At 64.7% G+C, this 12,178-nt stretch carries 6 protein-coding genes; 3 read left to right on the top strand and 3 right to left on the bottom strand.

Annotated features, from left to right (window positions below; translation table 11 throughout):
• The first annotated feature begins 215 nt into the window (after positions 1-215).
• Both ABIA40_RS05805 and fliP read left to right on the top strand, forming a co-directional pair.
• Positions 216-1,190, top strand: a complete 975-nt coding sequence (locus tag ABIA40_RS05805; RefSeq protein WP_157280797.1) for a flagellar biosynthetic protein FliO — start codon at positions 216-218, stop codon at positions 1,188-1,190.
• A complete protein-coding gene (gene fliP / locus ABIA40_RS05800; protein ID WP_271540224.1) occupies positions 1,187-1,945 on the top strand; it encodes a flagellar type III secretion system pore protein FliP in 759 nt (252 codons plus the stop codon). Before ABIA40_RS05805 ends, fliP begins: the two co-directional genes overlap by 4 nt.
• A gap of 189 nt (positions 1,946-2,134) precedes the next feature.
• Here the strand turns inward: fliP and ABIA40_RS05795 are convergent, their stop codons facing one another.
• From ABIA40_RS05795 to ABIA40_RS05785, 3 genes are all read right to left on the bottom strand, one after another.
• The gene (locus ABIA40_RS05795) at positions 2,135-5,869 is read right to left on the bottom strand and encodes a tetratricopeptide repeat protein (protein ID WP_404539781.1); all 3,735 of its coding nucleotides are present in this window, start codon (positions 5,867-5,869) and stop codon (positions 2,135-2,137) included.
• 214 nt (positions 5,870-6,083) lie between these two features.
• Positions 6,084-6,989 carry a tetratricopeptide repeat protein gene (locus ABIA40_RS05790; RefSeq protein ID WP_271540228.1) on the bottom strand — a complete coding sequence of 302 codons (906 nt, stop codon included), beginning with the start codon at positions 6,987-6,989 and terminating at the stop codon, positions 6,084-6,086.
• Between the two features lie 65 nt (positions 6,990-7,054).
• A complete protein-coding gene (locus tag ABIA40_RS05785) occupies positions 7,055-7,705 on the bottom strand; it encodes a FecR domain-containing protein (RefSeq protein ID WP_404539778.1) in 651 nt (216 codons plus the stop codon).
• A gap of 369 nt (positions 7,706-8,074) precedes the next feature.
• Here ABIA40_RS05785 and ABIA40_RS05780 point away from each other — a divergent pair, with 369 nt between their 5' ends.
• The gene (locus ABIA40_RS05780; RefSeq protein WP_404539775.1) at positions 8,075-12,166 is read left to right on the top strand and encodes a VCBS domain-containing protein; all 4,092 of its coding nucleotides are present in this window, start codon (positions 8,075-8,077) and stop codon (positions 12,164-12,166) included.
• Positions 12,167-12,178: the final 12 nt, after the last annotated feature.

Genomic DNA, 12,178 nt, shown 5'->3' with positions numbered 1-12,178 from the left:
TCGACGCCGCGAAAAGTGGCATTAACCCAGCCGTTTGGCGAGACGTGCACAGGGCAAGAAGTCGTTTTGGATCGGGCGATTCATGGGTTATTAAGAGTTGGGGACGGCAAAACTTGCCGTGGAACGTTAATAAATCGCAGTTTGGGGCATCGTCCGCCGGTGGTCGATTCGACTGACCATGGGCACGAAAAAAGCGCCATTTGTCGGGGACAAGTATGCAAGGCAGCCCTATCACCTTCATCGTCGCGTTCATCGTCGTTCTGGCGTTGATCGGCGTCGCTGCATGGCTGGTTCGCCGATTCGCCGGAAGCCGCATCGGCGCCAACACCCAGCGCGGCCGGATGCCCCGCCTCGCCGTGATCGACGCCGCCGCGGTCGACGGCCGGCGCCGCCTGGTGCTGGTCCGGCGCGACAATGTCGAGCATCTGCTGATGATCGGCGGCCCGACCGACATCGTCGTCGAGCCCAACATCGTTCGCGCCGCGCCCAGCCGCGACCAGATTCCGCAACGTCCGAGTGCCGCCGAACCGCCGCGCCTTGCCCCCCTGCCCGATGCCGGCGGCTGGGCCGACGACGCGCCGCGGCCCGAGCTGCTCGATCATCCCGAACCGCAAATGCCCGAGCCACCGCCGCGGCCCGCGCGGCCATCCTTCGCCGACGAAGTGCGCCGGCCTGCGCCTGCACTGGCCGAACGCCGCAGCGAGCCGGCTCTTGGCGGCTTTACGCCGGAGCCGATCGCGCCACGTCCCGAGCGCGAACCGAGGCCCGAGCCGCTGCCGCCGCGCATCGCCCGCGGCGAGCCGCCGCTGATGCCGCGTCCGCCGCGCGGCAGTGAGCCGATGAAGATGCCGCCGGTGCGGGCCGAGCGCGCCGCGGCGCCACCGCCTCCTCCGCCCGTGCCGCAGGCTGCGCCCGTTCCGCCGCCGGCAGCGGCTGCCGCGCCCTCGAGCGCCGAGCAGAATCTCGCCGAAATGGCGCAGCGACTCGAGGCTGCCCTGCGCCGCCCGGCTGGGGAGGCGGTCGCGCCTCCGGTTGCGCCCGAGCCGCCGCCCGCTCCGGCGCGCGCCGCCCGCAGCGAGCCGCCGGCACCGCCCGCTGCGCCGGCGAAGCCGGCTGCGGAAAAGACCAGCTTTGAAAATCTCGAAGACGAGATGGCCTCCCTGCTCGGCCGTCCGAAGCCGTCTTCGTGAGCTTGCCCGCCCTCCCGCGTAGAGTTCTTTTCCTTTCTGTCCTGGTCGGCGCGGCTTCGCTCGCAATGCCGTCGCATGCCCAGGACATCAGCATCAATCTCGGCGGCGGCGCCGGTGGCGGCGGCGTCACCGAGCGCGCGATCCAGCTGATCGCGCTGCTCACGGTGCTCTCGATCGCCCCGTCGATCCTGATCATGATGACGTCGTTCACGCGCATCGTCGTGGTGCTGTCGCTGCTGCGCACCGCGATGGGCACAGCGACCGCCCCGCCGAACTCGGTGATCATCGCGCTCGCGATGTTCCTGACCTTCTTCGTGATGGGCCCCGTGCTGCAGAAATCCTACGACGAGGGCATCCGCCCGCTTGTCGCCAACCAGATCGGCGTCGAGGATGCATTCCAGCGCGCCTCCGTGCCGCTGCGCGGCTTCATGCAGAAGAACGTGCGCGAAAAGGACCTGAAGCTGTTCCTGGATCTCTCCGGGGAGGCGCCGCCGGCCACGCCCGACGATCTCGCACTTCGCATTCTCGTCCCCGCCTTCATGATCTCCGAGCTAAAGCGCGCCTTCGAGATCGGCTTCCTGTTGTTCCTGCCCTTCCTGATCATCGACCTCGTCGTCGCCTCGGTGCTGATGTCGATGGGCATGATGATGCTGCCGCCGGCGACGATCTCGCTGCCGTTCAAGTTGATCTTCTTCGTGCTGGTCGACGGCTGGTCGCTGGTGGCGGGGAGCTTGGTGCAGAGTTACGGGGGGTAGGGGCTTCGTTCGCTGCCGCGTCCTTTCCGCTCTCAGCGGCAGCCCCCGCTCTCTCCTCGTCATTGCGAGGAGCCCTTGCGACGAAGCAATCCAAACTGCCGCCGCGGAGAGACTCTGGATTGCTTCGCTGCGCTCGCAATGACGAGTTTGCGGCGCGGTCACGGGCCGCGCTTCGCGCGGCACCGAGCTCTACCGCGTCATCTTGATCTGCCGCACGACCGGAATCGTGGGCAGCGAGCCGGTGTGGTCGCTCGTATCTTTGGCCTGCGGCGCGCCGGGCGCGCGGGCGGTGGCGTCGGGGAAGCGCTGCTTCATCTCGCGCAGGAAGCCGTCGAGCGTGTCGACGCTGGCAGCGAGCTTGGCGATCTCGGCGAATTCGGCGCTGGAGGCAGCGGCCGGTTTGCTCGCAATGTCGAAGGCGAGACGGTCGGCGCTCTCGCTCATCAGCGGGGCGTATTTCTCGCGGAAGCGCGACAGGCCGATCGAGTCGTCGGCGAGGGCGTAGCCGACGGCGGCGCGGATGATGTCGCTCTTCTCGACCGCATTGAGCGGCTTGAAGTCGCGGAAGCGGTCTCCGTAATAGAGCTCGATCTGCTCGGCGGACTCGCGCCAGCGCCGCGCTGCCCAGAAGATGTCGGAGCGCAGGCGGAGCACCTCCCGCCCGGCGACGTTGGAGACGATGTCGAGCGCGAGATCATGACGGCCGACGTCGCTCTGCGCACGCGCCTCCAGCAGCAGGCGCTGCTGCCGGAGCTCCCCGGAGAGATCGCTGATGCGGCTGGCGCGCAGCGCGGTGATGGCCAAGTCGGGCTTGCGGTTGGCGAGATAGATCATGGCGAGGCGCGCGGCGACCTGGGCGCGCGCGGCGCCTTCGAGGCGATGATCGATCTGGTATTGCAGGAGCTCGGCGGCCTGGTCGAGCAGATCGATCGAGGCGAGACGGTCGGCGAGACGGCGGATCAGCTCGTCGCCGCGGCGGCCGATCGGCGTCAGCTCGCGGAACTCGTAGAACATCCCGAGCGCCTCGACCGGCGGCAGCTCGTCGCCCTTCGGCCCGAGGAAGATCTGCGTGAACAGCTCGGAGGCGAGATCCTGCGCCTGACGCGAGGCTTCGGCGTTCGGCTGCAGCCTCGTCGCGGTGCGCGCGGCGGTGAGCGCATCGCGGAAGCGCCCGTTCTCGGCATAGAGGCGCGACAGCATCTGCAGCGTCTTGACCTCGATCGCATCGCCGCGCCAGGTCATCGACAGCGTCTCGAGCTCGCGCAACGCCTCTTCCTTGCCGATCTCGTCGCGCTTCTGACGCAGCGCGATCTCGAGCTGCTTGGCCTCGGCCGCAGCCGGACGATCATTCGAGGCGACCGCGAGCTTGTAATCGTCGAGCGCATCCTTGTCGTGGCCGAGCGCCTCGGCGAGCCGGCCGCGCAGCACGGCGAAGCCTGGCGCGGCCTCGGGCGGGACACCGACCACCTCGAGCTCGTTGCGGCGCTTGGAGGCGCCGGCATAGTCCTTCACCTCGAGGGATGCGCGCATAGCGTCCATCGTCACGATGCGCTGGATGTCGAGCGGCAGCGAGGCGATGGCGAATTCGACGTTCTTGAACTTTTCGCGCGCATCGGCCCATTTGCCCTGGCGCGCATAGGCGAGCGCCTTCCAAAGCTGGGAATCGTGGCTATTGCCGATCGCAGGATTGGCGAGATCTTTCAGGCCCTGCGCCGGCCGGCCGATCAGGATGTTGGCGATCGCATGCATGATCAGCGCGCCGCTCTCCTCCTTGTTGAGCGGATCGCTCAGCATCACGTCGGTCACGGCCTTGGCCTCGTGATACATGGCGCGCGACATGTAGAATTGCGCAAGATCGAGCCGCGGCAGCGAACGCAGCGCCGGCTCGACCGCCGAGATCGCCGTCATCAGTTCGCCCTGGCGCGCCATGAAGTTTTCCGACTGGCCCTTGCGCCAGCCTTCGGGACTGAAGATCGGGCGCACGGCGGTCGGCGCCCGCTCGGCCGAGATGTCGACCGGCGACAGGGTCAAACCGCCCTTCTTACCGAGAATGACCTTGTCGGAGCCGACCTCGACGCCGATCTCGTCGGAGTTCGGCCGGATCGCAATGCCGTGCGCGGATTCCAGCAGCGAGAGATCGACGAGGTCCTGCCGCTTGATGAAGCCGCGCACCGGCCGCAGCGCGGTGACGACATAGAGCGTGTCGCCGGCATCGGGATCGGTGAGCTTGTGCAGCTGGCCTGGATTGGCGAACGGGATCGCGATATTGGCGAGCGCGGGATCGGTGATGTTGCGCGACATCATCAGCGGCAGCGGCGTCGCCTGGATCTTGTCGGCGAGCGTCAACATCCAGTTGGTCTCCTTGCCGACCTCCTCGCTCGTCAGCGAATAGACCAGCGGACGTGTGAGACGGATGCGCACCGCCTGTCCCTTGTCGAGCGGGACGCGGCCCACCTCGCCGATCATCGCGCCGCCCTTGGTGCGGATCGCCTCGACATCGACGGGTTTGGGCGTATCGAACACCAGCCACACGGTGTCGCCGCGGCGGAACGCCGCCGCCGGCGTTGCAACCTGAAGCGGGAACGTCACGCGCAAGCCGTCGCTGTCCCGGCGCACATCGACGCTGGCAATCGCGGGCGCGACCGGCACCTCCGCCGGCCCAGCCTTGGCAGCATCCTTGGCAGCATCCTTGACCGGTTCCTTCGCGACCTCCCTGGGCGCTTCGACGGGCGCAGCCGCAGCCGCCGGCGCTGGCGCCGGCTTCGCAGCTTCCTTGGGCGGTTGGGCCGCTTCGGCCGCGGGAGAGGCTGCCGGTTTCGGCGCTTCGGCGGGCGGCAGCGCGGCGGGCGCTTCCACCTTCACCTCGGGCTTGATGTCGATCCTGGCCTCGCGCGCGATCGTCTCGGAGGTCGGCGGTGGGATCTCGCGATGGGCGTCCTTCTTCTCGGCGGCGAGCTTTTCCGGTGCAGGTGCAGGTGCAGGTGCAGGTGCAGGTGCAGCGGCAGCCGCCGGCCCGCGACCGGCCGGCTTCATCTGCGCGATCGTCGCCTCGGGCGTTGCCGCCAACTTACCCTTGTCGGGCTGGAAGGAGACGTCGACGACGTAGTTCTTCTCGTCGCGGAACGAATGCACGTCGGCATCGCCGATCAGCGCGATCTCGACATTGGTCTGGTCGATATCGGACTTCTGCTTGATCGAGGCGACGTTCGGCGGCGCGGCGAGAACCGCGTCCGCCAGGTCGAAATTGAGATTGGCGTTGAAGACGAGCGTCAGCTTCTGCTCGTTGAGCACGGAGGAGACGCCGACCCCGTCGGGCATCTCGAACACGAAGCGCACGAACGTCGGCTGCACCGAGGCGCGCGCGCGGATCGGCGGACGCTTCCTGGACTCCGCGGCGGCACGCTGGGCGCGCAGCGCTCGCTCGGCCGCGCGTGCCCGCTCGGCGAGCTCCTTGACCACGTCCATGGGCAGGCTCGGCGGCGGCCCCTTCCAGCCCTCGGGCAGCAGGTCGATGAAGGTGCGCTCGCCGGCGTTCATGGTGTTGACGGTGACGCGCCGCGCCAGCGACAGGCGGATGGCGCCGCCGTCAGGGTCGCGGCGGGCGGAATTGACGTAATCGGGCGCGCCTTCCGGAATGCGCTCGACGGGAACATCGACGGGCCGGTCGAAGCGGATGACGAGGATCGAGCCCGCGGTCGTCACCTCGGAGGGAACGTCCTCGCCGAGCTTGATGACGAGACGGGCAAAGCCGCCACCGGCTGAAAACGTCGCCTCGCCCCTGATCGGATCGGCCGCCCGGCCGGGCGCCGCAAGGCCAAGCAGGAGACAAGCCGCCAACAAGGCCGCGGCGCGGGCGTGACGCGGCAAGCCCCGCGCCGATGCGCGGGCTCGCGACACAAATCCAGCGGCAGCCTCTCGCGCCATTGGCGGCATTTCTTCCGGTTCGGCGGGCATGCCGGCACTGGCGCCGGCCCGTGCCGTCGACTGTAGGTCTCGCCAATTAAGGACTTGTTAATGCTATGTCTTGATTTGCGGGAACAGCACGCCGTGCCGGATGGAGCGGGGGCCGGTCCGCCAGTTTGAATTTGAGACGCAGGCGGTTAAGCAGTTGTTAACGGCTGCACGACGTCGCGGCCTGTCAGTCCCTTTGCGGCACCCCATAGCGGACAAAATCTTCGGCGATTCGGGCCTCGATCCTTCTGGCTGCCGAGATATCGCTATTGCCGCCCTCTGTGTCGCCGAGCTTGAATCTGGCGACCCCGCGACCGTACAGCGCGCTCGCCAGCTTGGGGGCGTACCGCAGCGCCGCGTTGTAGTCGTCGATAGCCGCGGAGAGTTGTCCCATTTTCAGATTTATCAGGGCTCGCGAATCGTATGTCGCGGCGTTACCCGCTCCCGATCGAAGCACCATGTCGCAGTCCTCCATCGCAGCCTGCAAGGCGCCAAGGACGGCCCGGGCCCAACAGCGTCCGCTCCAAGCCACCTCCATCTTCGGGTCAAGGCGAATTGCTTCGTCATAGTCCTGCGCTGCACGGTCGTACGCATTCCTCTTCAAGAACGCTGCCGCACGGTTGGCAAAGGCAGTGGCATAGTTGGGGTTGAGCTTCAGCGCCTCCTGAAAAGCGCCAAGGGCGAGGTCGTGCGAGCCCGTCCTCAGATAGGCCACTCCGAGGTTGTTGAAGGCTTTCGCATAATTCGGGTTAAGCCGGGTCGCTGCGACGAAGTCCTTGATCGCGCCTTCGTAGTCGGCTTTGGCGCTATGGGCATTGCCCCTGTTGTTGTGGGCGACGGCGAAGCCGTTTGTGCTCCCCTCGCCCGCATCGATAAAGGCCGTGCAGGCCTCGATCCGAGCTTCGGGCGAGACCCGATCTGACCCGTTACATAGCTCGATATTCTTGAGTGAGCTGCTCTTCTTCGACGTCTGCGCCAAGCCTGACGAACCGGACAGTCCAACGATCAGAATGAGCATCCCTGCCCTGATGACACTGGCCCGTGCGATTTTCACACCAAGCGCCGAACTCCGCGAGCGAAACGAAGCACTCATGTTGCGTCTTTCTGCCCGGCCGGACGCTGCGCCGGCATCACGGCGGCTTCGATCGAGCAAACTTCTCAGCATCCCCGACAGATAATGAGCCTGCGATTGGCGCTTCGATCGGGCTCCGGCGCCGCGCCGGCCGGCGGCTTCTTCAGGAGCTTGCTTTTGCCCTCTTCGATCAGCGTCGAAAATTTGGCTGACCCGTCATCAGAAATCTCGATGTGCGGCGTCGTACCTCGGATCCCCAACGTGGCGACGGGCGTATCGACCTTTATATCGCCGGTCTTCGCAACATTGCCCGCAACAAAAGTGAACGTTCCCTTGGCAAGACTGAACAGGGTCGCGTTGGACTTGCCGGCCGGCTCATACACATAGTGATCCAGCACGATACGGGCGTTGCTCGATAGATTGAACGAGCTGCCGTCGCTAAAATTTATTCCGACCCGGCCGTCGTCTCCGGTCAGCACCACGTCACCAAGATATACGGGATCACCCCTCTTGGCCCGGCCGGGCTCACTTGAGACATTCGCTTGAACGATCACTGCGCCCGCATGTTCGATCGTGACGGAGCCTGTGGCCGTCGCCACCTTCCCGATCGGTTTGGAAGACGAGTTGGCGTCGGCGGGCCCGGCGGAATCGACTTGCGCTTGAGCCGCACTCGGCGAGAAATTTAGAAGCGCCAAGACCAGGCCCGCCGCTATTGAGAATATTTTGGTTCTGCACATGATCCCCCCTTTCTCGAGAGACCTTGTCGGCTGTCGGCGGCTCCATTTTTTGAGTCGCGACGCGCAGCAACAACAAACATAATTCTTGTTTAATATGATTAATCGGCCTACTTTATCGCGGCGGTATGAAAACGCCACAAATTAAATACGTCTGGTTTCTCGATTTAATCACTTTGGCGGGAGGAATGCGCGAATGGCGGCACGCGTTACCGTCGCCGCGCAATGCAACTCTCGATAGCAGATTTGATATTTCGGCGGGCATGCCATCGGCTGCCAGCGCCCAGGATATTTGTCCTTTGGCGAGGGCCGCCCCGAATAGACCACGGCAGCACGCCGAGCCTGAATCGATCACCCAGGCGAGGTCGAGCCATGTCAGCATCCGACATCCAGGTTGGTACCAGGCCCGCAATGGCCTTGCCCGTCCAAATCATCGGACATATTCAGACAGTGATTGGTTGCGGTACGCTTACGCGAGCCAGCGGCATCGCCACACAGGCCGTAGCTGGCGCGCCTGTCTATCGGACTGACGTGATAGAGACCGATGCCGACGGACAGATCACAGTTCGCTTCATCGACGGTACTTCCTTCGACATCTCCTGCGGCACTCGCGTCTCGCTGAGCGCATTCGTGTTCGAAGTCGAAGGCGAGCCATCGACGGCCCTCCTCGACCTGACCCGAAGGAGCTCCACTTCAGCACCAGGCCGGCCGGCAGAAGCCCGGTCTCACCAGACGAACGCGTCAATTGCAGGCATTCGTGGCCGGAGTCACGCAGGCGGGTCCGGAATGTTGACGCTTGCAGCATTGACTTTCTCGCTCGGACGAAATGCCGAAGCCGCGGACCCGGACGTCACGCTCCTGGATGACGACTCCATCACTTACAAGGACCTTGCCCATGGTGCATTCGAGCTCGTAACCAAGGAGCGGATCCCGCGGCGCATCATCGTCGAAGATCCCGGCGAGACGATCGTGCTCAGGAAGGTGGGCTCCAGCATCAGTATCAATCAGGTCACGAACACGGCCGCTCGCATGGATGAGTTGCACGCCGCGCAACAGGACGTGCTCGCCAATCTCGAAGGACAGGGGCCGCATGGCTCAAGCACGCCTCCCTTCGTCAAAACCCAGTCGCTGCAGCCGATCAATTTCATTCAGCCGGATGCGCCCGCGCTGCAGAATTTGCTGGCGCCTGTGTCGCCATTCGTCATTCCCGTTTTCGACCCCATACCGCCGACACTCAGCACCGGAGCGGGGCCGACCGAGCTCGATACGGTGGTGTTTGATACATTCACTGCGACGAGCGGAATCTTCGCTGCCAGCAGCACCAGCGGCAGCGCCAAGCTGACCTTTGGCGTCATAGGGGCGACCGCCGGCGAGACGGTCCTCGGCGGGGTGACATACGACCTGTCAAAGCCCGGTCCGTACGGGACGCTCTACGTCAATAGTACGAGCGGCGCCTACACGTTCGTGCCTGACAGCATCGCAATCAACGCACTGAAGGCGCCCACGACCGACGGTTTCGTCATCACGGTTTCCGACGGCCTCAGTTCTGCGAGCCAGACGTTCACAATCACCGTCAACGGTGTCGACGACGCTGCAATCATCTCCGGCACCACGACCGGCTCGATCGTCGAGGCTGGCGGCATTGCCAATGGAACGCCCGGCACGCCGATTGCGACCGGCACGCTTTCCGATACCGACGTCGACGACCCACCAAATACGTTCACGGCCGTGAGTTCGCCAACGACGAGCACCGGCGGCTATGGCACCTTCACGATGACGGCTGCCGGCGTGTGGACTTACACCGTGGACAATTCGAACCTCGCAGTGCAGAGGCTCAATGCCGGCCAAACGCTGACCGACAGCTTCACGGTGACCACGATCGGAGGCACCCCCCAGGTGGTGACGATCACCATCCAGGGAGCCAGTGATGCAGCGGTCATCTCCGGCGACACGACCGGCGCCGTCATCGAGGCTGGCGGCATCGCCAATGCGAATCCCGGCACGCCTGCCGCGACCGGCACGCTCACCGACACCGACGTCGACACGATCGCAAATGCATTCACGGCAGTCGTCTCGCCAACGGCGAGCACGGCCGGCTACGGCACGTTCACCATGACGGCAGCGGGCGTGTGGACCTACACGCTCGACAACGCCAACAGTGCGGTGCAGGCGCTCAATGGCGGGCAGACACTGACCGACAGCTTTACGGTGACGACTCTGGACGGAACCGCCCAAGTGGTGACGATTACCATCCACGGCAGCAACGATGCTGCCGTGATTTCCGGCACAACCGCCGGATCGGTGACCGAGGCCGGAGGCGTTGCCAACACGACCCCCGGCGCGCCGAGCGCAACCGGCACGCTCGTTGCCGCCGACGTCGACAATGCATCCAATACTTTCACAACTGTGAGTTCGCCCAAGGCAAGCACGGGTGGTTACGGTACCTATACGATCACCGCGGCCGGCGCGTGGACCTACATGCTCGACAATGCGAGCGGCGCGGTGCAGGCGCTGAATGTCGGGGACGCACTCACCGACAGTTTTACTGTCACGACCCTCGACGGCACGCCGCAGGTGGTGACGATCACCATTCACGGCAGCAACGACGCGGCCCTCATTTCCGGCACCACGACCGGCTCAGTGACCGAGGCAGGAACCTTCTCGCCCGGCGCTCCCATCGCGACTGGCACGCTGACCGATACCGACGTCGACAACGCGCCGAATACGTTCACCGCGATCTCTTCACCGACCGCGAGCGACGACGGATACGGCACCTTCACGATGACCGCAGCCGGCGCATGGACGTACACCCTCGACAACAACAACAGCGTGGTTGAGGCTCTCGATTCCGGCGACACCCTGACCGACACATTCACGGTGACCGCGATCGACGGTACCACGCAGACGGTGACCGTCGCCATTCATGGCGCCAGCGATGCTGACCCCAACGATTTTGACAACCTGGCCACCGGATCCGTCGTGATCTCCGATCCCCCGAACGTGTACGGAACGCCGGGGAGCGAAACCATCGCCGGTGGCGGCGACACGGGTCAGGTCATCTATGCGGGAGCCGGCAGTGATACGGTCAATGGGACCGGCAAGACGGACGTTCTCTATGGCGGCTCAGGCAATGACACGATCAAGGGCAACGATGGCAATGATGCCATCTACGGCGGCTCGGGAAACGATACGGTAAACGGCAACAACGGCGCCGATACCATAACCGGCGGATTTGGTGCGGACCAACTCACCGGCAGCAATGGCAACGATCGTTTCGCATATTTGTTCGTCGCCGATTCCCGCGCCGGCCAGTTCGACACCATCACCGACTTCGCGTCGGGATCGGACAGGATCGACCTGACCGCCTTTGGCGCGCTTGGATTTGCCATCCTGGCGTTGAGCTCGACCAGCACGACGGTGCCGGCACATACGATCGCCTGGATCTATGACAGCGCGACGAATGAAACCATCGTGTACGTCAATTCAACGGACCGAACCCTGCACATCGGCGATTCCAGTCTGCTCGAAATCCATTTGCAGGGGATTGCGACCGTCGACGCCTCGGACTTCATCCTGGCACCGGCGGCCGCACCTGTGATCGCCGCCGCCGGCGAGCTCGTCGACCTCACCGCACCCCTGCAGAGTGATGCAGCCGCGGTAGTGACGACCACTTCCGAGATCTCGTCCGTTTCCGGAAGCGGCGACAGCACGCTCCTCGCAGACAGGAGTCCGGAAATTAAGTCAAGCGATTCGACCTACAACCTGAATTCAACTTCGGACCAGATCGGACGAACAGAATATTCCAGCATCTCCGGTTCGGATCCGGTGCAAACGCCCACGACCGAAACGCCCCACATTGATGCGGGAGCTCCCTCGGCCAGCGGAACGTCTACGACCTTGCAATCCGTCGTCGCACCGACGGAGGCCAGCTTTGTCTTCCACTTCACGGGCTTCGACACAGCCTCGGCGGCCGGGAAGAATGGCGCGAATGGTGGTCAGATGCCTGACATTGCCATCGCCGCGCTGAATTTTGATCATATTGCCGCCGAACAGCATGCCGGCCGCGGGCTTGCGCTCGGGAACGATGCTGGGCATCACGGCGTCTCTCCCCAGGAAAGCGCCGACGGGGCGGCTCATGCCCATGGTCGTCGCAGCGATGACACGGCAGACACGGCGCTCAATCCAGGCCTTTCGAAGGCATCGTCCGGAGGTAACGCCCACTCGCTTGCAGGCGAGACGCAGCAGCTCGGCGACTCGTTCCAGTTCAAGGATAACGCTTCAAAGGGCTCACAGCACAACGTCGTGCCGGATCATCTTACAGAGCTTGCCGGTCATCACGCCCACGCAGGAGGACGCGTTGGGTCCGAACCGGCGTTCACGCCTGAACCATCTCCGCCCGATGGTGATCCGCCTCATGGGCCAAGTGCAGCTCACGGCCACGGCTTGCACGATCTGATCGTGTGACGCCCCGAGCCA

It is taken from the genome of Bradyrhizobium sp. USDA 223 (genome assembly GCF_044909005.1).
Classification (GTDB): Bacteria; Pseudomonadota; Alphaproteobacteria; order Rhizobiales; family Xanthobacteraceae; genus Bradyrhizobium; species Bradyrhizobium yuanmingense.
The sequence above is the reverse complement of the archived record's forward strand: the minus strand, read 5'-3'. Positions and strand labels throughout refer to the sequence as shown.

Coding starts and splice junctions, on each gene's coding strand:
- ABIA40_RS05805 (WP_157280797.1), top strand. CDS start 216: ATGCAAGGCAGCCCTATCACCTTCATCGTCGCGTTCATCGTCGTTCTG.
- ABIA40_RS05795 (WP_404539781.1), bottom strand. CDS start 5,869: ATGGCGCGAGAGGCTGCCGCTGGATTTGTGTCGCGAGCCCGCGCATCG.
- ABIA40_RS05790 (WP_271540228.1), bottom strand. CDS start 6,989: ATGAGTGCTTCGTTTCGCTCGCGGAGTTCGGCGCTTGGTGTGAAAATC.
- ABIA40_RS05785 (WP_404539778.1), bottom strand. CDS start 7,705: ATGTGCAGAACCAAAATATTCTCAATAGCGGCGGGCCTGGTCTTGGCG.
- ABIA40_RS05780 (WP_404539775.1), top strand. CDS start 8,075: ATGTCAGCATCCGACATCCAGGTTGGTACCAGGCCCGCAATGGCCTTG.